Annotated in this window: 24 protein-coding genes; 20 read left to right on the top strand and 4 right to left on the bottom strand. The window is 41.9% G+C overall.

Going from position 1 to position 22,330, the window contains the following annotated elements; genetic code table 11:
- Position 1: 1 nt before the first annotated feature.
- Positions 2-385 (bottom strand): S4 domain-containing protein YaaA, encoded by a 384-nt coding sequence (gene yaaA / locus C1G57_RS05550; protein ID WP_105114098.1) that lies wholly within the window; start codon positions 383-385, stop codon positions 2-4.
- A gap of 73 nt (positions 386-458) precedes the next feature.
- Between yaaA and yfmF the strand changes: the two genes are divergently transcribed.
- The 12 genes from yfmF (at position 459) to C1G57_RS05490 (ending at position 11,510) form a co-directional block, all read left to right on the top strand.
- A complete protein-coding gene (gene yfmF / locus C1G57_RS05545) occupies positions 459-1,712 on the top strand; it encodes an EF-P 5-aminopentanol modification-associated protein YfmF (RefSeq protein ID WP_105114097.1) in 1,254 nt (417 codons plus the stop codon).
- Positions 1,709-2,992: an EF-P 5-aminopentanol modification-associated protein YfmH gene (yfmH, locus tag C1G57_RS05540; RefSeq protein WP_105114096.1), complete on the top strand. Its 1,284-nt coding sequence runs from the start codon at positions 1,709-1,711 to the stop codon at positions 2,990-2,992. Before yfmF ends, yfmH begins: the two co-directional genes overlap by 4 nt.
- A gap of 82 nt (positions 2,993-3,074) precedes the next feature.
- A complete protein-coding gene (locus C1G57_RS05535; protein WP_105114095.1) occupies positions 3,075-3,911 on the top strand; it encodes a helix-turn-helix domain-containing protein in 837 nt (278 codons plus the stop codon).
- Positions 3,912-3,923: 12 nt separating this feature from the next.
- Positions 3,924-4,463 carry a CDP-diacylglycerol--glycerol-3-phosphate 3-phosphatidyltransferase gene (gene pgsA / locus C1G57_RS05530; RefSeq protein ID WP_105114094.1) on the top strand — a complete coding sequence of 180 codons (540 nt, stop codon included), beginning with the start codon at positions 3,924-3,926 and terminating at the stop codon, positions 4,461-4,463.
- Positions 4,463-5,299: an energy-coupling factor ABC transporter ATP-binding protein gene (locus C1G57_RS05525; RefSeq protein ID WP_105114093.1), complete on the top strand. Its 837-nt coding sequence runs from the start codon at positions 4,463-4,465 to the stop codon at positions 5,297-5,299. The genes pgsA and C1G57_RS05525 overlap by 1 nt, the downstream gene beginning before the upstream one ends.
- Complete coding sequence (locus C1G57_RS05520; protein WP_105114092.1) at positions 5,275-6,117, top strand: energy-coupling factor ABC transporter ATP-binding protein; 843 nt, start codon at positions 5,275-5,277, stop codon at positions 6,115-6,117. The genes C1G57_RS05525 and C1G57_RS05520 overlap by 25 nt, the downstream gene beginning before the upstream one ends.
- Positions 6,110-6,907 (top strand): energy-coupling factor transporter transmembrane component T family protein, encoded by a 798-nt coding sequence (locus C1G57_RS05515; RefSeq protein WP_105114091.1) that lies wholly within the window; start codon positions 6,110-6,112, stop codon positions 6,905-6,907. Before C1G57_RS05520 ends, C1G57_RS05515 begins: the two co-directional genes overlap by 8 nt.
- 187 nt (positions 6,908-7,094) lie before the next feature.
- Entirely contained in the window at positions 7,095-7,721 is a 627-nt protein-coding gene (locus tag C1G57_RS11360) for a peptidoglycan-binding protein LysM (protein WP_238142274.1), read from the top strand.
- 287 nt (positions 7,722-8,008) lie between these two features.
- Positions 8,009-8,587: a LysM peptidoglycan-binding domain-containing protein gene (locus C1G57_RS05505; RefSeq protein WP_105114090.1), complete on the top strand. Its 579-nt coding sequence runs from the start codon at positions 8,009-8,011 to the stop codon at positions 8,585-8,587.
- Positions 8,588-8,701: 114 nt separating this feature from the next.
- Positions 8,702-10,084: a sensor histidine kinase gene (locus C1G57_RS05500; RefSeq protein WP_105114089.1), complete on the top strand. Its 1,383-nt coding sequence runs from the start codon at positions 8,702-8,704 to the stop codon at positions 10,082-10,084.
- A 1-nt stretch (position 10,085) separates the two neighbouring features.
- Complete coding sequence (locus C1G57_RS05495; RefSeq protein ID WP_105114088.1) at positions 10,086-10,754, top strand: response regulator transcription factor; 669 nt, start codon at positions 10,086-10,088, stop codon at positions 10,752-10,754.
- A 114-nt stretch (positions 10,755-10,868) separates the two neighbouring features.
- A complete protein-coding gene (locus C1G57_RS05490) occupies positions 10,869-11,510 on the top strand; it encodes a hypothetical protein (RefSeq protein WP_105114087.1) in 642 nt (213 codons plus the stop codon).
- 40 nt (positions 11,511-11,550) lie between these two features.
- Here C1G57_RS05490 and sdaAA read toward each other — a convergent pair whose 3' ends face one another.
- A complete protein-coding gene (gene sdaAA / locus C1G57_RS05485) occupies positions 11,551-12,423 on the bottom strand; it encodes an L-serine ammonia-lyase, iron-sulfur-dependent, subunit alpha (RefSeq protein ID WP_105114086.1) in 873 nt (290 codons plus the stop codon).
- Between the two features lie 12 nt (positions 12,424-12,435).
- Positions 12,436-13,107: an L-serine ammonia-lyase, iron-sulfur-dependent subunit beta gene (gene sdaAB / locus C1G57_RS05480; protein WP_105114085.1), complete on the bottom strand. Its 672-nt coding sequence runs from the start codon at positions 13,105-13,107 to the stop codon at positions 12,436-12,438.
- A 218-nt stretch (positions 13,108-13,325) separates the two neighbouring features.
- Here sdaAB and mnmA point away from each other — a divergent pair, with 218 nt between their 5' ends.
- Positions 13,326-14,450 (top strand): tRNA 2-thiouridine(34) synthase MnmA, encoded by a 1,125-nt coding sequence (gene mnmA, locus C1G57_RS05475; protein WP_105114084.1) that lies wholly within the window; start codon positions 13,326-13,328, stop codon positions 14,448-14,450.
- Positions 14,451-14,492: 42 nt separating this feature from the next.
- Here mnmA and C1G57_RS05470 read toward each other — a convergent pair whose 3' ends face one another.
- A complete protein-coding gene (locus tag C1G57_RS05470) occupies positions 14,493-14,882 on the bottom strand; it encodes a nuclear transport factor 2 family protein (RefSeq protein ID WP_024389859.1) in 390 nt (129 codons plus the stop codon).
- Positions 14,883-15,007: 125 nt separating this feature from the next.
- Between C1G57_RS05470 and C1G57_RS05465 the strand changes: the two genes are divergently transcribed.
- The 7 genes from C1G57_RS05465 to dnaB all read left to right on the top strand — a co-directional run bounded on the left by C1G57_RS05465 (position 15,008) and on the right by dnaB (position 22,327).
- Complete coding sequence (locus C1G57_RS05465; protein ID WP_014638837.1) at positions 15,008-15,334, top strand: winged helix-turn-helix transcriptional regulator; 327 nt, start codon at positions 15,008-15,010, stop codon at positions 15,332-15,334.
- 142 nt (positions 15,335-15,476) lie between these two features.
- Positions 15,477-15,908 (top strand): NUDIX hydrolase, encoded by a 432-nt coding sequence (locus C1G57_RS05460; RefSeq protein WP_105114083.1) that lies wholly within the window; start codon positions 15,477-15,479, stop codon positions 15,906-15,908.
- On the top strand, positions 15,898-16,359 hold the full coding sequence (locus tag C1G57_RS05455) for an NUDIX hydrolase (protein ID WP_105114082.1): 462 nt from the start codon (positions 15,898-15,900) through the stop codon (positions 16,357-16,359). Before C1G57_RS05460 ends, C1G57_RS05455 begins: the two co-directional genes overlap by 11 nt.
- Positions 16,356-18,272, top strand: a complete 1,917-nt coding sequence (gene mnmG, locus C1G57_RS05450) for a tRNA uridine-5-carboxymethylaminomethyl(34) synthesis enzyme MnmG (protein WP_105114081.1) — start codon at positions 16,356-16,358, stop codon at positions 18,270-18,272. The genes C1G57_RS05455 and mnmG overlap by 4 nt, the downstream gene beginning before the upstream one ends.
- A gap of 241 nt (positions 18,273-18,513) precedes the next feature.
- Positions 18,514-20,481 (top strand): DHH family phosphoesterase, encoded by a 1,968-nt coding sequence (locus C1G57_RS05445; protein ID WP_105114080.1) that lies wholly within the window; start codon positions 18,514-18,516, stop codon positions 20,479-20,481.
- 3 nt (positions 20,482-20,484) lie between these two features.
- Positions 20,485-20,937: a 50S ribosomal protein L9 gene (rplI, locus tag C1G57_RS05440; protein ID WP_032511287.1), complete on the top strand. Its 453-nt coding sequence runs from the start codon at positions 20,485-20,487 to the stop codon at positions 20,935-20,937.
- 34 nt (positions 20,938-20,971) lie between these two features.
- Positions 20,972-22,327, top strand: a complete 1,356-nt coding sequence (gene dnaB / locus C1G57_RS05435; RefSeq protein ID WP_029998154.1) for a replicative DNA helicase — start codon at positions 20,972-20,974, stop codon at positions 22,325-22,327.
- Positions 22,328-22,330 lie beyond the last annotated feature (3 nt).

Below are 22,330 nucleotides of genomic sequence, written 5' to 3'. Positions count from 1 at the left end.
TTTACATACCAGGAAAGCGGACAGGCTTCTTATCGGCTTTTTTTGTACTTTTTTTAGTAGGGGTTACTTGTTTCTTATTCTTTTTATTTTCTTGATTTAACTTTTTAACGATTGCAGCCACACGTTCTTTTTCAGCTTGATCCTCTTGGTGCTGTTTGATTTCCTCTGCACTAGGAGCGACGATTGTGATGCTGGTGTTGTGGTCTGGGAGTGTGATAACATCTCCGATACGGATTTTTTTACCACGTCTTTTTTCATCTTCTCCATTGAAAAGGATGGTATTTTCTTCTAAAAATCCTTTAATGGCACCTCCTGAATGGAGAATACCAGTTGTTTTTAATAATGCTTGTAATGTGATGTAGTCATTAAATAATTTAAATTCCATAAGTCACCTCGTTACAGAATATTATATCACAAAATGATATAATGGAAGGTACAATGTTTGAAAGAGGAAGAAGATGAAATTACAAGAAGGAATTGATTTGCATTTTATTGAAACGGATCAGTTTACTACAAACAGAATTAAAGTGCGTTTTGCTGCTGAGATGAATGAGGCAACGGTTGCAGGACGTGTATTAGTAGCGAATATTCTTGAAATGGGGAACCAGGATTATCCTTCCGCTCAGGCAATGCGTAGACGCTTAGCAGAGCTATATGGGGCACATTTTTCAACATCGGTTGCAAAACGTGGACGTGTACATATGGTAGATTTTACAATCTCCTATACCAATCCAAGCTATCTACCCAATAATGAGGATATTACAGGAGCCATTCTTGATTTTTTATATGCCTGTCTGTTTCGTCCACTAAAGCAAGGTCAGGGGTTTGACCAGAAGATTTTTGAAGTTGAGAAAAAGAATTTAATCAATTTTCTTGAGTCTGAAGTAGAGGATAATTTTTATCATGCGGATGTCGAAGTGAACAAGTTATTTTATCAAGACCCAGCCTTGCAAATTCCACGTGTCAGTCGCCTAGATTTGGTTGAGAAAGAGACAGCCGAGTCGGTATATAAAATCTATCGAAACATGCTACGTGTAGATAAGATTGATATTTTTGTACTTGGGACCGTAAATCAAGACCTTGTTCGAGAAAGATTTGAACAATTTAATTTTACCTATCGCAAGCCCAAACTAGAGTTGGAGTACCAACAAGAGTATTCAAATATTACAAGAGAGAAAGTTGAGAGAAAGCAGGCAAGGCAATCGATTTTAGAAATGGCCTATCATTTACAGGTCCTTTACAATGATGTAAATTATCCAGCCTTGATGGTCTTTAATGGGCTACTTGGAGCTTTTTCACATTCGAAATTATTTGTAAATATTCGTGAGAAGGAGAGTTTGGCTTATACAATCGGAAGTCAGGTGACTATCTTTTCTGGGATGATGAAGGTTTATGCTGGCATCAATCGTGGAGATCGTTTAAAGGTTATGAAGCTGATTAGTAAGCAAATTCTTGATTTGAAGCGTGGAAAGTTTACAGAAGATGAATTAGAGTTGACAAAGAACATGCTCGTTCACTCAGCAACACTGGCTCAAGATAGACAGAATAATTTGATAGAACAGGTTTACAATCAAATTAGCTTAGGCGAGCGAAACTTGACTTGGATGGAATGGATAGAAGCTGTAAAGGAAGTGTCAACTGAAGACATTATTCGCGTTGGGAAAATGATAAATTTACAGGCGGTTTACTTTATGGAGGGGACAGAGGAATGAAGTTAATTGAGAAAAAATATCCTTATATGAAAGAAGCTGTCTATTATGCTAAACTTGACAACGGCTTGACAGTAGTTCTCTTGCCTAAGATGGATTTTCATGAAACCTACGGAGTTATTACAACTAGTTTTGGAGCTTTACATACCCACCTTCTTTTAGAGGATGGGAGGGAAATCGCCTATCCTGCGGGAATTGCACATTTTCTGGAACATAAGTTGTTTGAAAATGAGGATGAAGAAGATGTGATGAATGAGTTTGCTAAATTTGGTGCGAGTGCAAATGCCTATACCAGCTTTGGTCAGACTAGCTATCTATTTTCAACAACTCAGGAAGTCTTGCCAGCCTTATCTTTGTTACAATCCTTTGTTCGTCAACCTTACTTTACAGATGAGAATGTTGCGAGAGAACAGGGGATTATCGAACAAGAAATTGAAATGTACCAAGACGATGTGGATTACCGTTTGTTTACAGGTATTCTAGGTTCCTTATATCCTCAAACACCTTTAGCCCATGATATTGCTGGGACTGTAGAGTCGATTGGACACATCACAGCTGAAGATTTATATGACAATTTTGATTTGTTCTATCATCCGTCGAATATGACATTATTTGTGATTGGACATTTTGATTTGGACCAGGTATGGCAGCAAATTTCAAGTTATCAGACTGCGCAACTTGATGAGAGAAAGTCAAAATTTGAAGTAAAGCCAATCGAAAAGCTACCTATTCTTCAACACCGTATGGAAGAGTTTGAAGTGTCCACTCCTAAATTAGCGGTTGGTTTAAGAGGTAATGATGTATTTGAGCGTGAGGAGATACAAAAGTATCGCCTGTGTTTGCAGCTTTTATTTGCCATGTTGTTTGGTTGGACTTCAAAACGATATCAGAGTTTGTATGAGCAAGGTAAGATTGATTCATCCTTCCAATTTCAGTTAGAAGTTACTCCAGACTATCATTATTTGGTTATTTCTGGTGATACACAGGAACCAATTACCTTGTCTAGTATGCTTATGAAAGCTGTTCGTAATTTTGAACGAGATGAAGATGTGAATGAAAATCATCTGCACTTGCTAAAAAATGAAATGTATGGAGATTTTATTCGGAGTTTGAATTCCTTGGAATTTACTGCCAGTCATTTTGTGGCTCAGTATTCAGATGTAGAGAATATATTTGATTTGCCTCAAATGATACAGGAACTACAGTTGGATGATATTAGAGAGGCTGGCCGTCGCTTTATTAGCAACTGTGATATGACAGATTTCACGATTATTCCCAAATAAATGGACCTAACTCATCGAAATTTCCTTAGATTTTTGTTAGAATAGAGTATTGTATATAAGTGAACGGAGGGGAGAGTTAGTAGTGAGACAAAAGAGTATAGGTGAGGTACTTAGATCAGCGCGTGAGTCACGAGGTTGGACTTTTGTTGATTTACAGAGAATGACAAAGATCCATGCCAGGTACTTACAGGCCTTGGAGTACAATGATTTTGAGACCATTGCGGAACATGAAGATGTTGAGCGTGTTTTAACGGTTTATGCAGATGCTTTAGAATTGGATGCGGATGTTCTCTTGGAGGCTTATGATAGCAATAGCTTGATAAAGTATCATGAAGAGGGGGAAGAGGAAATCTTAGCAGCAGAATTGAAGAGGAGTTATCGAGTGAAAAAGAAAACGCAGAAATCTTTTCTTCCCCTGCTTTATCTCTTACTTGCTTCTAGTTTTATTATCATTTTTATAACCTATATCGTGTATAACCGCATGCAAAGTCAGGTGTTGCCGACTTCAGAAACTTCTTACACTGTTGTGGGACAAACTGCTACAAGTACGACTTCTGAAACCAGTACGACAGAGCAGTCCACAACTTCTTCAAGCAGTTCTTCTGCTAAGAACATCAGTATTTCTGGGACGGGTGACTATATTGTAGCGACTGTTAAAGAAACGGTTTATCCAGTAGAGGTTACTATTTCAGCTAAAGATGTCACTAGCTGGATTAGTCTATCAGGAACAGAATTGGCAGAGGGAGTGGTGCTTTCTCCTGAAAATCCGACGGTTACGACCAGTCTGCCAGAAGGTACTAGTGAAGCCTATCTTGTTCTAGGTGTGGTAAAGGGGGTAGACATTACCATTGCAGGTCAAAAGTTGGATACCCAAGCATTAACAAGTGATACAGGTTCTATTGGACTTGTATTTGAATAAAAAGGAAACACAATGAAAAAAGAAAATATTCCCAATTCTTTGACAGTAGGGCGGATTCTGATTATTCCAATCTTTATCCTCCTTCTTACTGTCTGGCAGTCACCGATTAGCCATGTGTTAGCGGCGATTATTTTTGCTTTAGCCAGTATTACGGATTACCTAGATGGTTATTTGGCTCGTAAGTGGCAGGTTGTGACAAACTTTGGTAAATTTGCGGACCCAATGGCAGATAAGATTTTGGTCATGTCAGCTTTCATTATGTTGGTGGAGCTTGGTTTTGCTCCAGCTTGGGTGGTGGCTGTTATTATCTGTCGTGAATTGGCAGTGACTGGTCTTCGTTTGCTCTTGGTTGAAAATGGAGGGACCGTTTTAGCTGCTGCTATGCCAGGTAAAATTAAGACTTTTTCACAGATGTTTGCGGTGATTTTCCTGCTCTTACACTGGAATTTGTTGGGACAGATTACGCTTTATATCGCTCTTTTCTTTACCCTTTATTCAGGTTATGACTATTTCAAGGGTGCATCTTTTTTGTTCAAAGATACGTTTAAGTAATGACAAATATTATTGAAGTAAAAAATCTTAGATATAAATATCATCAAGAGGATGAGCATTATACCTTAAAGGATGTTTCGTTTCACGTGAAACAGGGCGAATGGTTGTCCATCATCGGTCATAATGGGTCTGGTAAGTCCACAACGGTTCGTTTGATTGATGGTTTATTGGAAGCTGAGTCTGGAGATATTGTAATTGATGGTGATGTCTTAACAGTCGAGAATGTCTGGGATAAGCGTCGTCTGATTGGTATGGTATTTCAGAACCCGGACAATCAATTTGTGGGCGCAACAGTAGAAGATGATGTTGCTTTTGGCTTGGAAAACCAAGGGATAGCCTTGGAAGAGATGCAGACACGGGTTAATGAAGCCTTGGCATTGGTTGGAATGGCAGATTTTAAAACGCGTGAACCTGCTCGTTTATCGGGTGGTCAGAAGCAACGGGTAGCTATTGCTGGAGTGGTAGCCTTGCGTCCAAAAATTATTATTTTGGATGAGGCTACGTCTATGTTGGATCCAGAAGGGCGCCTTGATTTGATTAAGATTGTCCGTGAGATTAAGGATCGTCATGGGATGACAGTTATTTCCATCACGCATGATTTAGATGAGGTTGCATTGAGCGATCGAGTGATTGTGATGAAACAGGGGCAGGTTGAGTCCGTTAGTACTCCAACTGAGCTATTTATGCGAGAGGATTTAGCAGATTTAGACCTGGATAGACCGTTTACAACAGAACTGGCAGCATCTTTGCGTCAGGCTGGGCTTGATTTACCGCTCCGCTATTTTACAGAGGAAGAATTAGAGGAAACTGTATGGGAATTCATCTCCAAGAAGTAAGCTATACCTATCAAGCTGACACGCCTTTTGAGGGGCGTGCGCTTTTTGGTGTGGATTTGGAGATTGTTGACGGCTCGTATACGGCGCTTATTGGGCATACGGGGTCGGGGAAATCAACGATTTTACAACTCTTGAATGGATTGAATGTGCCGACAGAAGGAAGAGTGGTTATTGATGACTTTGTAATCACAGCAACGTCTGAAAATAAGGAGATTAAGCAAGTCAGGAAGAAAGTTGGTCTTGTGTTCCAATTTCCTGAAAGTCAGGTCTTTGATGAAACGGTCTTAAAAGATGTTGCTTTTGGTCCACAAAATTTCGGAGTTTCTCAGGAAGATGCTGAGCAGATTGCGCGTGAAAAGCTGGCCTTGGTCGGAATTGATGAAAGCTTGTTTGAGCGTAGTCCATTTGAACTATCTGGTGGCCAAATGCGTCGAGTAGCGATTGCTGGGATTTTAGCCATGGAACCAAGTGTCTTGGTCTTGGATGAGCCGACAGCTGGTCTGGATCCTGCTGGTCGTCAGGAATTGATGGATATTTTCAAGAAATTGCATGAATCAGGTATGACCATTGTTCTAGTCACGCATTTGATGGATGATGTGGCCAATTATGCTGATTTTGTTTACATTATGGAGAAGGGAAAATTGGTGCGTTCTGGAAAACCAGTCGATATTTTTCAAGAGGTGGATTTTTTGGAGAGTATTCAACTGGGTGTTCCTAAGATTACCAAGTTTGCAGCTAATTTGGAGAGAAGAGGCTTTGTATTTGAACGTCTTCCGATTACAATCGACGAATTTACGGGGATGGTGACGCATGGATAAATTGATTTTGGGTCGCTATATTCCAGGGAATTCCATTCTTCATCGTTTGGATCCGAGAAGCAAGCTCTTGGCCATGTTTGCCTTTCTCTTGATGATTTTCTGGGCCAATAACCTGATTACCAATGCCTTGTTGATTGGATTTATAATTGGTTTGGTTGTGCTATCGCGTATCCGCCTGTCGTTTTTTATCAACGGTCTAAAACCAATGATTGGGATTATTCTCTTTACAACCTTTTTCCAAGTTTTCTTTACTCCCGGTGCGACAATTCTATGGGAGTTTTGGATTTTCAAAGTATCATTAGAGAGTTTGCAACAAGCAGGAATTATTTTTGTTCGCTTTGTCTTGATTATTTTCTTTTCAACCTTATTAACACTGACGACAACGCCGCTTAGTTTAGCAGATGGTATTGAATCAGGTCTGTCACCTTTGAAACGATTCAAGGTTCCTGTACATGAGATAGGCTTGATGTTGTCCATGAGCTTGCGTTTTGTACCGACCTTGATGGATGATACCACCCGTATTATGAATGCACAAAGGGCACGTGGAGTGGACTTTAATGAGGGAAATCTTATCCAGAAGGTGAAATCTGTCATTCCTATCCTAATTCCCTTGTTCGCTTCTAGTTTTAAGAGGGCTGACGCTTTGGCAACAGCTATGGAGGCGCGTGGTTATCAGGGAGGAGAAGGTAGAACCAAGTACCGTATTTTAGCTTGGAAATGGGCAGATACTGTGGCTATTCTTCTAATGATTTCTTTAGCGGTTGCTCTATATTTATTAAAGAGTTCCTAATAAGTAAGCGTTTTACTGAATTGTAATATTTTTTTAAATAAAAAGTAATAATTTGGTAGTATGATAGGAATGGTTATAATAATCAGATAGAGGATAGTTCTTTTTGATGAAAAAGAGTTTTATAAGTAAGTTTATCAAAGGTATAGTAGGGGTTATTATTATTTCAGTTCTTGTTTTATGTGGTCTGATGTTGACAGGTAACTATTCTTATACCAAGCTTGTAAGAGCAGTGTCAAATGCGCCCTATAATGTGGTTAATGCTATCAGTAAGATTGGAAGTGGATCTGGGTCTACAACAGAATACGTTGCTGTCAGTCCTGTTTTTGAGTTAGGTTACGATACAATGTTAGCAGTAGAAACAGATGCCCAGCCTCTACAGGTAGAAAATCCCAATATTGCGTTTGAAGAGCCGCAAATTATTGAATCGTCAGATGTAGTAACGTCTACATCAGTAGATGAGACAAAAATGGTTGAGCAGACAGAGGTTACAGAGGTATATCACGATAGCCCTAGGGAAGAATCTATAATTGAAGTTACTTCAACTCCTCAAGCTCAGGTTCAAGTAGCTACGGTTTCGACAGGTTCAATAGTAGACGATGCTACTGCTAAAGAATGGATTGCTCAAAAAGAATCGGGTGGTAGCTATTCCGTAAATAATGGTATTTATATAGGACGTTATCAACTGAGTAGCGCTTATCTAAATGGAGATCATTCACCTGAAAATCAAGAACGTGTAGCAGATGCTTATGTCTTACAACGCTATGGTTCATGGTCGGCAGCCTATCAGTTTTGGTTGGCAAATGGCTGGTATTGATAGGAGTAAGATGTCTAGATGTATCCTAGGCATTGATTCGCTTTCTCATTTCCGTATTCAGATAAAAGGTTCACTGGACCTTTTTTTCTTTACAGTAATTGTCAAAAAGCTAGGGATTACTGTAAAGAAAACTGTAAATGATTTTGACAAAAAAACTTCTAAAATCGCGAAAATAGTCCTTTTATAGTGTAAACTCAATGTCATTGTAATATTTGTAATAGATTTACAAAGCGAGAGTAATAGTCAGAAGGTATGATAGATACATAAGAGAAAGGAATGTGACTATTATGAATATTACATTGAAGAAAAACATGAAAACAACAATCGCTGGTTTGGTAGCAGGAGCAACCTTATTGACTGCTGGTGTTGTTAGCGCGGAAACCTATACTGTACAATCTGGCGATACCCTGTCAGCGATCGCCTCAAAATACAATACAAGTGTAGAGAAATTGGCAGAACAAAATAAAATCTCCAATCCAAATCTTATCCATGTTGGACAGGCTATTGAAGTTAGTGAAACAGCTTCTACTACAGAAGAAAAACCAGCGGAGCAAGTTCCAGCAGCTGAAACTGTTGCAACTGAATCTACAACAAGTGAAGCGACAACTACTACCACTGGTTCTTACACTTCAAACTTGAGTGCTGAGGATGCAGCGGCAAAAGAATGGATTGCCATGAAGGAATCAAGCGGTAGCTACGATGCACGTAACGGTATCTATATCGGTCGTTACCAGTTAACCAATACTTATTTGAATGGTGACTATTCACCAGAAAACCAAGAGCGTGTGGCAGATGCCTATGTAGCAGAACGCTACGGTTCATGGTCAGCAGCCTATCAGTTTTGGTTGGCAAACGGCTGGTATTAAGAACACAATAAAAAGTCTAGTTTTACTAGGCTTTTTTAGTTGAGGGTTTTCCATGCTTTACAAATGCTACGAATTTGCTTATAATGTGGAAAAATTGACTAGAAGAGAAGAACAATGAATTTACAGAAACGAATATTTCGCTTGAATATGATGATGCTGGTCCTGTCATTGATAGCCATGCTGGGCGTCAGTGTCTATGTGGTGAACAGCATTTATCGTAGTCAGGGTACTTGGCAATCAACCAGTCAGAAGACAGCTAGCAGTCAGCAAATGCTGGAAAGCTTTTCAGGTACAGATTTTCCAAAATTAGCTGACGATTTAGCATTAAGTGATGCAAAATTATACGTAGAGAGCAATGGTGAAGTCTTATTTTCAAATCTGACAGATGATGCAGATGAGTTGTCAGAAGTGACAGTGTCTGCTACAACCCACACTTCCTATGTAGATGGAGAAATTGTCATTAGTCGCAAGGTCGCAACAGATGGTCAGATTTACTATCTCTATGCCTTGCTAGAGGATATGGAAGAACAGCAAGAAAGTCAGGAATTTCAAGCCTTTCTACTACAACTTTTCTTGGTTGGCGGAGCGGGTATCCTCATAGTTGTGGTGCTGAATTTCTTCTTTACTCGCCGTCTTTTAAGTGTCGTCATGCGTCCTTTGGATGAATTGCATAGCGGTGTAGACCGTATCCAGCAGGGAGATTATACAGTACCCCTAACCTACCAAGGGGATAAGGAATTTGAAGAATTGACCCAAGGGTTCAATCAAATGCAGTCTTCCTTGTTAGCTGCCCATGAGAAAAATCGATTGTATGAGCAAAACCGAACGCAGATGGTTGCGGATATTTCTCATGATTTGCGGACCCCTTTGACTTCAATCAAAGGCTATGCCAAGGGAATTTTGGATGGTATTGCTAATACGGATGAAAAACGCAATCAGTACCTGACGGTTATTTATCAAAAATCTCAGGTGATGGAGAAGTTACTGGAAAAATTATTTGCATTCTCACAGTTACAAACAGACAAGATGCCTTTTGATAAAGTGAAACTTGATCTAACTCCATTTTTACAGGAATATGTAAGAGAAAAAACAGCTGAGTTGGCAGATGAAGGCGTTCAGTTCCAACTGAATCTATCTGAACACTTGCCTGTTGAGATAGATCCGACCCAATTCCGTCGGATTTTGGATAATCTGGTTGATAATGCCAGAAAATACGCAGCTGTTCGTCCATTGAAAATAAGCCTTTCTGGTCATCTAGAAGAGCAAGAAGTTGTTTGGACCTTTACGGATAATGGAAAAGGTCTAGAAAAGAATAAACTTAACTTGATTTTTGAAGAATTTTACAGGGAAGATGATACACGTCAACAAGTAGAAGGACATGGTTTAGGATTAGCTATCGTAAAAAATATTATTGAGAGATTGGGTGGTCGTGTGTCTGTTGAGGCAACTCCAGGACTTCGATTTACCTTTAGACTACCGAGAAAGGATATGACATGACATGACACGGATTTTAATTGCGGAAGATGATCTAGAAATTGCTTATTTGGAGCGAGATTATCTGGAAATGCAGGGCTACCAAGTTGACTTGGTTCATGATGGAGGACTTGTTGAGGAACAACTCAAGAAAGAGGATTATGCTCTTCTAATGCTAGATGTTATGCTTCCAAACAAAACTGGCTATGATTTATGTCGAGATTTACGGGACAAGGTGGATTTTCCTATCTTGATGGTCACGTCTAAACAAGAAACCATGGATGTGGTGAGAGGCTTGGGCTTGGGAGCGGATGATTATATCAGCAAACCCTTTGATCCTATGGAGCTGGTGGCGCGTGTCAAGGCCCACTTGGCTCGCTACCAACGTTTCCAAAAGGATGATAGCAGTAATGAATTGATTGTTGGAAATGTGACTATTTTCTTGGACAATTGGAAGGTGACTTTGGATGGTCAAGAACTCAAATTGCCCAACCGCGAATTTGAGTTACTTGTTTACCTGGCAAAACATCCCAATCGTGTCTTCTCTAAGGACCATCTGTTTGAAACCATTTGGGGATATGATTATGTTGGAGATAGTGCCACAGTGGCTGTCCATATCAATCGTCTGCGAGATAAATTGGGAGCTGATTTAATCGAAACGGTTTGGGGAGCAGGTTATCGTCTTAATGCATAATTTAAAAGTGTTTAAAATTTGTTTATAAAGTTTCCCCAAAGTGTTCAAGATTGTCCTCTATAATAGACTTATCAGCAGGAGCTGAAAAATAGATTTAATCAAGAGGAATAGAACATGGAAAACAAAAATCAACAAGAAATCATTGAAGTGACAGAAAACAAGCAAACAGGTGCTTGGGAATCTGTGAAAAGCAAGGTTGCAGGCATGAGTAAGAAATCAATTATCTTATTGTCAGTAGGTGCCTTGACCTTGGCAACGATTGGTTTTGTCGCAGGAGAGGTGTATGAAAATAAACTTGATGCTTTGGAGAGTCAAATTGAGCGACAAGTTGGTATTGTTGATTACGATGATGACAATCAGCAGGTTGTTGCGACCGCTAACTCCTCATCTGCAGTAAGTTCATCATCAGCAACGACAAACGCTGCAACAGTTACTACAAATGCACTGTCAGTTAGTGATCTCGCAGCAAGCTATGGTGTAAAGCTGGTTGACACTTCTGAGTTAGATGGTACTTATACAGCAACATCAGGCAATGACACTTACACCTTGACTGTCAAAGGAAATCAGGCTACCTTGACAGAAGTTGACAACGATGGGGATCAAGACATTGAGCAAGTTATCTTTGATTTAGACAAAAAACTTGCTTATGTAGATGGTGAAGCAGATAGCTATAACTTGAGCGGCTCTACACTTACCTTGACAGAAATTGACGCAAATGATACAACCTTAGAGAAACTAACGTTCACGAAACAATAAGAAAAGGACCGCAATGGTCCTTTTTATCTTGACAGGTTTGTCAACTTTCCCCGAAGATTTCTTGTGCCAAGCGGCGACCAGTTGGTGTGGCAGCCAGGCCACCTTCGGCAGTTTCACGGAAGGCAGTTGGGAGGGCTGAACCAACTTGGTACATGGCATTGATGACTTCGTCAACGGGGATTTTGGATTCGATACCTGCTAGTGCCATATCGGCAGCTACCATGGCGTAGCTTGCTCCCATTGCATTTCGCTTGACACAAGGAACTTCTACCAGACCTGCAACCGGATCGCAAATCAGACCCAGCATATTTTTAATGACAAAGCAGATGGCTTGGCTAGCTTGATAGGGAGTTCCACCTGCAGCCAGTGTCAAGGCTGCAGCAGACATAGCAGAGGCAGATCCGACTTCTGCCTGACAGCCTCCTTCTGCACCTGATATAGAGGCATTGTTGGCGATGACCAGACCAAAGGCTCCTGCTGTAAAGAGGAAGTCAAGTTGTTGGTCTTCTGTCAAGTTTAACTTGTCAATGGCAACGCCAAGAACGGCCGGTAAACAACCAGCTGATCCAGCGGTTGGGGTGGCGCAGACCAAGCCCATTTTGGCGTTCAATTCGTTGACAGCCATGGCGTTTCTTGCTGCGGACAAGATAGAGTTATCAGACAGTGTCTTACCACTTTTCATGTAGGCATCTAACTTGGCAGCATCGCCTCCTGTTAAACCAGATACGGATTTGCTTTCAGTAAGTCCATCTACAATGGAGGCTTTCATAACTGTCAAGTTTCTTGACATGATTGTCAAGATTTCTTCGCGGCTACGACCGGTCAATTCAATTTCAGTAGCGATCATGAGTTCAGCTACATTACCAGAAAAGTTGTCTGCTTGCTGAACTAATTCTTCGATAGTATAAAACATGTCTTTCTCTTTCTAGTTGAAGAAGGTTACATTGTGCAAGTGGGGAATTTTTTCAATCTCTGCAATCGAATTTTCACATTGGCGGGCATCCACTTCGATAATCATAATGGCTTTTTCGCCAGCTTGTTCACGCGTCACATTCATTTGGGCAATGTTGATATTGTATTTTGACAGGACATCTGTCACCTTTGCAATCATACCTGGGACATCCTGGTGAACAATGATAATGGTCGGTGTGTTCATGTTAAGGTTGACAGAGAAGCCGTTGAGCTCGGTCACCTGGATATTGCCTCCACCAATCGAAACACCCGTTGCTGAGATAGACTTTTTATCGTTTTTAATGATGATTCGAGTGGTATTTGGGTGTGGGGTATTGCTGTCCTTGTTGACACGCCAGTAAACCTTGATGCCGCGTTCCCGAGCAATGTCCAGAGAGTCAGGAATGCGGGGATCATCTGTATCCATGCCCAGAATACCTGCTACCAAGGCTACATCCGTACCGTGACCACGATAGGTCTTGGCAAAGGAATTGTAGAGTTGAAATTCCACCTCTGTCGGCTCATCGCCGAAAATTGAAGACACAATTTTCCCAATTCGGACCGCACCAGCTGTGTGACTAGAAGACGGTCCAATCATAACCGGTCCAATGATGTCAAAGACCGATTGAAATTTTAAGTTTGTCATAGCTTTCCTCGCTTTTCATTCTTAGGTATATTATATCAAATTATCCTGTCAAGGAATATGCTAAGATGAATGGGTTTTCAATGCCAAATTCCTGTTGCTTCTCCCATTTGTGTGATATAATACAAGTTGTTCAAAATCGACCTTCAAATCGTTTTTTGAAAAAACTTTTGAAATACGACCTTCAAATCGTTATTTCTACGAAAAGATGGGAGAAGATTATGTCAATTGACAATTCTAAAACCCGTGTTGTTGTCGGTATGAGTGGCGGTGTGGATTCATCGGTTACGGCCCTCTTGCTCAAGGAGCAGGGCTACGATGTCATCGGTATCTTCATGAAGAACTGGGATGACACGGACGAAAATGGCTTCTGTACAGCAACAGAAGACTACAAGGATGTGGCTGCAGTGGCAGACCAAATCGGCATTCCTTACTACTCTGTCAACTTTGAAAAAGAGTATTGGGACCGCGTATTTGAGTACTTTTTAGCAGAGTATCGGGCTGGCCGCACCCCCAATCCAGATGTCATGTGTAACAAGGAAATCAAGTTCAAGGCCTTCTTGGATTATGCTATGAACTTGGGTGCGGACTATGTGGCGACGGGCCACTACGCTCAGGTGTCACGCGACGAGGACGGCACTGTCCATATGCTACGTGGGGCAGACAATGGCAAGGACCAGACCTACTTCCTTAGCCAACTCTCACAGGAACAGCTGCAGAAAACCATGTTTCCGCTCGGCCATTTACAAAAGCCTCAGGTGAGGGAAATAGCAGAGCGAGCAGGCTTGGCGACCGCTAAGAAGAAAGATTCGACAGGTATCTGCTTTATCGGTGAAAAGAACTTCAAAGAATTTTTAGGGCAGTATTTGCCAGCCCAGCCCGGCCGGATGATGACGGTTGACGGTCGTGACATGGGAGAACATACAGGCCTTATGTACTATACCATTGGTCAGCGGGGCGGGCTTGGTATCGGAGGACAAATTGGTGGGGACAATGAGCCTTGGTTTGTTGTCGGAAAAGACCTATCAAAAAATATCCTCTATGTCGGTCAGGGCTTCTATCATGAGTCCTTGATGTCAACTTCTTTACAAGCTAGTCAAGTGCACTTTACACGTGATATGCCTGACAAATTCACACTTGAGTGTACAGCTAAATTTCGCTATCGTCAACCAGATAGTCAAGTAACTGTCAAGGTAAAAGGTGACAAAGCAGAAGTCATCTTTGCAGAGCCACAACGGGCCATCACACCAGGACAAGCCGTTGTTTTCTACGAGGGTCAAGAATGCTTGGGTGGCGGCATGATCGACATGGCCTATAAAGATGGAGAGGCTTGTCAGTATATTTAATCAAAAATAAAAGCTTAGCACCCTCATGCTAAGCTTTTTATCTTATCCCCAGAAAGCATCTTCGGCTTTTTGGTCGGCTGAGAAGAGCCAAACTTCCTTGATTTTGCCATCTTCCATACGGAAAAGATCGATGCCATTCATGTTTAGTTCTTCACCATCTGTTCGAGTCCCGAGGAATGTTACGTTAGCGGCAACAAGAGTATCATTATCGGATACCCAGTTTGTCACTACTTTGAAAGTTCCATTTGTTTTTTCGGCAAAAGTTGCTAGATGTGCTCCGAGTACTTCCTTACCAATTTTAGCACCAGATGTTGAATGATTTCCGGGTTGATGCCAGATAATGTCATTAGCCATTGTTTCAAAAAGAGCTGCAAAATCACCAGCGATGAGAGCATTGTTATAGGCATTAAAAATTTCCAAGTTTGTTGACATTTGATGTCCTCCAATTTTTTTGATATAGTACAATTATAGCTGAAGCATTCCATTATGCAAGTAGGTACTTTTGCATTCGTTGGTATCAAAAGTGATACTATTGTGATAAATAAAGGAGAATTTTTTTGAAAAAAGTTAGTGAATATGGTATTTGCCCTTTTGCAACAACACAAAAAGTCTTGACTGGTAAGTGGGGATTGGTGATTATCTACCAACTCAGTACAGGAACGAAACGCTTCAATGAATTACAGCGACTGATTCCAGGTATTACTCAAACCATGTTAACAAGGCACCTTAGACAATTGGAGGAGGATCGCATTATTAGTCGCACGGTCTATGCAGAAGTCCCCCCTCGTGTAGAGTATAGCTTGACTGAGATGGGCGAAAAATTTCGTTCGGTACTGGATGCTGTTGAGGCTTGGGGCTTAGAATATATTGAAACGTTAGCGTAACACTAGATTTGAAATTCTACAAATCTTTTGATAGAATAAGAGTAACAATTATCATGATGGTCAAAGCTCATGGGAATTGTAGGCTTTTTTGTCCTGCAATTTTCGAGAGTTTTGGCTATTTTTTGTGAGATTAGGAGGAACCATGCCTGTCAAACTGATTGCCCATGTTTTACTGACTGTTGCAGACAGTCACCTGATTATTCAGCGTTCTCAGATTAAGCGTGGCAAACCCAATGTCTTTCCTCGATATTGGGATATTCCAGGGGGTCGTGCCGAGGAGAATGAATTGCCTCGTGATGCTGCTGTTCGAGAATGCTTTGAAGAAACAGGCATTTCGATAGCCAAGGAAAATCTGACCATTATCCATGAAGATAGTCAGTTTGATGAAGAGAAAGAGGCGGTGTTTACGAGGCTGGTCTATGAAGTAACACTTCCTGAACGGCCCAAAACAATTCTTCTTGATCCAGAAGAGCATACTGATTTTCTATGGTTTACTAGTCGCGATGAAAACAAGAAAAATTTAGTTCCATATCTCGAAGAAATTTTAGAAAAGAGAAGAAAAAGTGGATTTTAGGACCAGAATTGACAATCAGATTTTTGGTGTTCGTGCGACTGCATTGCTCATAAAAGACGGAAAAATATTTCTCACCAAGGACGCTAAGGGGCGTTATTATACCATTGGCGGTGCGATTGCAGTCAATGAAATGGCACAAGATGCGGTTGTTCGAGAAGTCAAAGAAGAATTAGGGGTTGACAGCCGTGTCAATCAACTAGCTTTTGTCGTTGAAAATCAGTTTACACATGAAGAAATAGATTTTCACAACATCGAGTTTCATTTTATCGTCGATCCTATTGGAGAAATGCCTAAGGAGATGATTGAAGATAGCTTGAAGCAAGCTTGTGAATGGATTGAGCTTGACAAGCTTGTCAACCTAGATATCGTACCAGCCTTTCTGGTTAAAGAATTGCCAAACTGGAATGGGCAAGTCAAACACATCATGAATATGAAGGAGAAAACAATATGACACATACATTTGCAGAAAACTACGATGTCATCGTGATCGGTGCGGGGCATGCGGGTGTAGAGGCGGGATTGGCAGCTAGTCGGATGGGCTGTAAGACCCTGCTTGCGACGATAAACTTGGATATGGTGGCTTTTATGCCATGTAATCCCTCCATTGGTGGTTCTGCCAAGGGGATTGTGGTAAGGGAAATCGATGCCCTGGGGGGCGAAATGGGCCGCAACATTGACAAGACCTATATCCAGATGAAGATGCTCAATATGGGTAAGGGGCCAGCTGTTCGTGCCTTGCGGGCTCAGGCGGATAAGGCAGAGTATGCGGCGGAAATGAAACGGACGGTAGAGCGTCAGGAAAATCTGACCCTGCGTCAAACCATGATTGATGAGATTTTGGTGGAAGACGGCAAGGTTATCGGTGTCCGCACGGCTACCAACCAGAAATTCTCTGCCAAGGCGGTTGTGGTGACGACGGGTACAGCCCTACGTGGCGAGATCATCATTGGAGATCTCAAGTATTCGTCAGGACCTAACAATAGCCTAGCTTCTATTACGCTGGCGGATAATCTGAAAGAATTGGGACTTGAAATCGGTCGTTTCAAGACAGGAACGCCACCGCGTGTGAATGCTCGTACTATAAACTACGAGGAGACAGAAATTCAACCAGGCGATGAAAAGCCAAATCACTTTTCATTCTTGTCCAAGGACGAGGATTATTTGCAGGACCAGATCCCTTGCTGGTTGACCTATACCAATGCGACCAGCCATGAGATTATCAACAGCAATCTTCATCGGGCGCCTATGTTTTCGGGCATTGTCAAGGGGATTGGGCCCCGTTACTGTCCGTCTATTGAGGACAAGATTGTGCGTTTTGCCGACAAGGAACGCCACCAGCTTTTCCTAGAGCCAGAAGGTCGCAATACCGATGAAATCTATGTTCAAGGGCTGTCAACCAGTCTGCCAGAAGATGTGCAGCAGGACTTGATCCACTCCATTAAAGGTTTGGAAAATGCCCAGATGATGCGGACGGGCTATGCCATTGAGTACGATATGGTCATGCCCCATCAGTTGCGGGCGACGCTGGAAACCAAGAAGATTTCTGGGCTTTTCACAGCAGGTCAGACCAACGGAACATCAGGTTATGAAGAAGCGGCAGGTCAGGGAATTATCGCTGGTATCAATGCCGCCCTCAAGGTGCAGGGCAAGCCTGAGTTGATTTTGAAACGAAGCGACGGCTACATTGGTGTTATGATTGATGACCTGGTAACCAAGGGAACGGTGGAGCCTTATCGCCTCTTGACCAGTCGGGCAGAATACCGCTTGATTTTGCGTCATGACAATGCCGACATGCGTCTGACGGAAATCGGTCGTCAGGTTGGCTTGGTAGATGATGAACGCTGGCAGGTTTTCCAGATTCACAAAAATCAATTTGACAATGAAATGAAACGCTTGGAGTCTATCAAACTCAAGCCAATCAAGGAAACCAACGAAAAAGTTGTTGCTATGGGCTTCAAGCCCTTGACAGACGCTTTGACCGCCAAGGAATTCATGCGTCGTCCAGATGTGACTTACGCAGATGCGGTAGCCTTTATCGGCCCTGCGGCAGAGGTTCTGGATGCCAAGACCATTGAATTGATTGAAACAGAGGTCAAGTACGAAGGCTATATTGCCAAGGCCTTGGATCAGGTGGAGAAGATGAAACGCATGGAAGAAAAACGGATTCCAGCTGACATCGACTGGGATGACATTGATTCCATAGCGACTGAGGCTCGTCAGAAATTCAAGCTGATTTCACCAGAAACCATTGGCCAGGCTAGTCGGATTTCCGGTGTCAATCCAGCGGACATCTCCATTCTTATGGTTTACTTGGAAGGACGCAGTCGTTCCATTTCTAAAAACAAATCAAAGGACAGTCACTAAGGCTGTTCTTTTCCTGTATTTAAAGTCATTTGAATTAGCTTTGATACATCGTCACTTTCGGCTTGTAGTACCCTACGAAAGTGACTTGCTTCGCAAGTCCTATTTCCAACCTAGATCAGCCTCTGGGCTGTTCTAGCAACCTGCGCCTCAGTTCCTTGTCTGAAAGCTCTTCATTCGACTATACTAGCGAAAACTAGCAATTTCTGGCTATTTGTGGTAAAATGGCAGGCAGAGGTTAATGATGAAAAAATTTCGATTTTCGACAATTCATTTTGTCATGATTGGCGTTATCTTGTTTGGCTTGGTGGCTTTGATTCATCAATTTTCTCCAACAAGTGCCTTTACAATTTTTGCCTTGCTAGTGTGCTTGGTTGTATTGGTTGCCTTATTTATCTATCAGAAACAATCTTATGAGTTTAGTGAACTAGAACAAATTGAATATCTCAATAATCAGGCTAATTCTGGCTTGATGATGCTTTTGGATAAGATGCCAGTCGGAGTGATTAAGGTTCGTCCAGATAGCAATCAAGTGGAGTGGTTCAATCCCTTTGCAGAACTGATTTTTGCCCAGGAAAATGGGGAGTTTGACCAGAAAAAACTGCGTGAAATTATTGATGTGGGCTTGGATGAAGACCGTGTTTATGCTAATTTTTCTGGAAAACGCTATCTTGTAAACGTTGATTTTGATCATGGGTTGTTTTATTTTTTTGATGCTTCATCAGAGTATTCAGCAACTAATAGTTTGATTGGCAGTCGTCCAGTTATCGGGATTATTTCCGTTGACAACTACGATGAGCTAGAAGATACGGTGACGGATTCGCAGATCAGTCAGGTCAATTCATTTTTAGCTCAATTTGTGTCTGATTTTTGCCACGACTATGGTATTTACTACCGCCGTGGAACCATGGATCGTTTCTACTTTTTCACAGACTATGCTGTCTTGGAGATGTTGATTGAGAATAAGTTTTCCGTTATTGATAAATTCCGTGAAGAAGCCAAAAAATTGGAATTGGGCTTAACCCTAAGTATGGGGCTGGCCTTCGGTGCTGGCAATCATTACCAGATTGGTCAGGTTGCCCTTCAAAATCTCAACATGGCCGAGGTTCGTGGAGGCGATCAGGTCGTTGTCAAGGAAAATGACGAGAGCAAGCAGCCCCTTTTCTTTGGAGGTGGATCAGCTTCGTCAGTCAAGCGTACTCGTACTCGAACGCGTGCTATGATGACAGCCGTTTCTGATAAGCTCAAATCGGTGGATGCTGTGTTTGTTATCGGACATCGGAATTTGGATATGGATGCTTTGGGTTCGGCAGTTGGGATGCAATACTTTGCCCAGAATATCATGAACAATGCTTATACGGTTTATAATCCTGATGAGATGGCGCCAGATATTGCTCGGGCTATTCAAAAGTTGCGTGATGAAAACTGTTCTAATCTGATTACCATTGAAGAAGCTAAGAAATTGGTCACTTTTCAGTCCTTGCTCATTATGGTTGACCATTCGAAGATTGGTTTGACCTTGGACAAGGATTTCTATGAGCAATTCAGTCAGGTTGTTATTGTGGATCATCATCGTAGGGATACAGACTTTCCAAGCAATGCTGTCTTGACATATATCGAAAGCGGTGCGAGCTCAGCCAGTGAATTGGTGACGGAGTTGGTTCAGTTCCAAAATGATAAACGTCATAAGCTCAATCGCTTGCAATCTAGTCTGTTGATGGCTGGGATAATGCTAGATACCAAAAATTTCACTTCTCGGGTAACTAGTCGGACTTTTGATGTCGCCAGCTATTTGCGGACACGTGGCAGTGATAGTCTTGAAATTCAGCAGATTTCAGCGACAGATTTTGATGCCTATCGTCAAATCAATGAGTTGATTTTGCGTGGTGAGAAGTTGGAGTCACATATCGTGATTGCCTGCGGTAATGAGGAGTTAGAGTATGACACAATCATTCCAAGTAAGGCAGCCAATACCATATTGGATATGGCGGGCATTGAGGCGGTCTTTGTGGTTACGAAAAATACCAAAGGGTATGTAGCCATTTCCGCAAGAAGCCATAGCAAGGTCAATGTTCAGCGGATTATGGAAGAAATGGGGGGCGGTGGTCACTTTAATTTGGCTGCAGCTCAGGTCTATGACCAAACCCTTGAACAAGTTAAGGAAAACCTCATCAGTAAAATTTATGAGGAAATTAAAGAAAGTAAGGTGTAGTAAATGAAAGTTATCTTTTTAGCAGATGTAAAAGGTCAAGGAAAAAAAGGTGAAATCAAGGAAGTTCCCACAGGTTATGCCCAAAACTTCTTGATTAAGAAAAATTTGGCTAAGGAAGCTACAAACCAAGCAATCAGTGCCCTTCGTGGTCAAGAAAAGTCTAAAGCCAAGGCACACGCAGAAATGGTTGCCGAAGCAGAGGCTATCAAGGCTAAGTTGGCAGAAGAAGCTACTTTAGTGAAATTTGTTGAAAAAGTTGGTCCAGACGGTCGTACTTTTGGTTCGATTACCAGCAAGAAAATTGCCGAAGAATTGGAAAAACAATTTGGTATCAAAATTGACAAACGCCATATTCAATTAGACCACCCAATTCGTGCCCTTGGCTTGATTGATGTTCCAGTTAAAATCTATCAAGATGTGACAGGCGTTATCAATTTGAGCATTAAAGAGGCTTAATTCATATCAATACCATCAGTGAGGAGGTGAAATCTTGGCAGAGTTAGATGAATTGCGGGTGCAGCCCCAGGATATTCTGGCAGAACAATCGGTCTTGGGTGCAATTTTCCTGGATGAAGGCAAGTTGGTCTTTGTTCGTGAATATATTGAGGCAGAGGATTTTTTCAAGCATGCCCATAAGCTGATTTTCAAGGCAATGATTGCCCTTTCTGATAAGAATGAGGCTATCGATGCGACCACCATGCGGAACTATCTGGTCAACCATGGGGATTTGGAAAATATCGGTGGTCTGGCTTACTTGGCGGAAATCATTAGTTCCGTTCCGACAGCAGCCAATGCGGAATTCTATGCCAAGATTGTCGCTGAAAAGTCTAATCTCCGTAAACTGATTGCCCGCTTAACAGATGCTGTCAATCAGGCATACGAGGGTGCGGATGGCTCAGATGACATTATCGCCAATGCTGAAAAAGCCTTGATTGATGTCAGTGAGGGAGCCAGTCGAAGTGGTTTCAAGCGGATTGATGATGTCTTAAATATCAACTTTGATAACCTTGAGACACGTGCCAAGCAGACCTCGGACATTACAGGGATTGCGACTGGTTATCCTGCCCTTGATGCCATGACAACGGGGCTGCATGAGGAAGAGTTGATTATTCTTGCGGCTCGTCCTGCGGTTGGTAAGACAGCTTTTGCCCTCAATATTGCGCAAAATATTGGTACAAAACTGGGTTTGACCGTTGCTATCTTCTCCTTGGAGATGGGTGCAGAAAGCTTGGTTGACCGTATGCTCGCTTCTGAGGGGGTCATTAACTCGCGTTCTATTCGTACGGGTCATTTGACACAGGAAGAGTGGAACAAGTACATGGTGGCTCAGGCTAATTTGGCTCGGGCAAGCATCTATATTGATGACACACCTGGTATCAAGATTACGGAAATTCGTTCGCGGTCACGCAAGTTGGCTCAGGAAACTGGAAACTTGGGCTTGATCTTGATTGACTATCTTCAGTTGATTACAGGAACAGGTCGTGAAAACCGGCAACAAGAGGTTTCGGAGATTTCCCGTCAGTTGAAGATTTTGGCTAAGGAATTGAAAGTTCCAGTTATCGCCCTCAGTCAGTTGTCGCGTGGTGTGGAGCAACGTCAGGATAAGCGTCCTGTCTTGTCAGATATTCGTGAGTCTGGGTCTATCGAACAGGATGCGGATATCGTTGCCTTCTTGTATCGTGATGATTACTATGAGCGTGGTGAGCAGGAAGATGGAGGCATTCCAAACAATACGGTTGAAGTTATCATCGAGAAAAACCGTTCCGGTGCGCGTGGTACCGTGGAACTCATGTTCCAAAAAGAATACAATAAATTTGCAAGTATTTCCAAGAGAGAGGATGGATAGAGA

It is taken from the genome of Streptococcus suis, assembly GCF_002960425.1.
In the GTDB taxonomy this organism is placed as follows: domain Bacteria; phylum Bacillota; class Bacilli; order Lactobacillales; family Streptococcaceae; genus Streptococcus; species Streptococcus suis_S.
The sequence above is the reverse complement of the archived record's forward strand: the minus strand, read 5'-3'. Positions and strand labels throughout refer to the sequence as shown.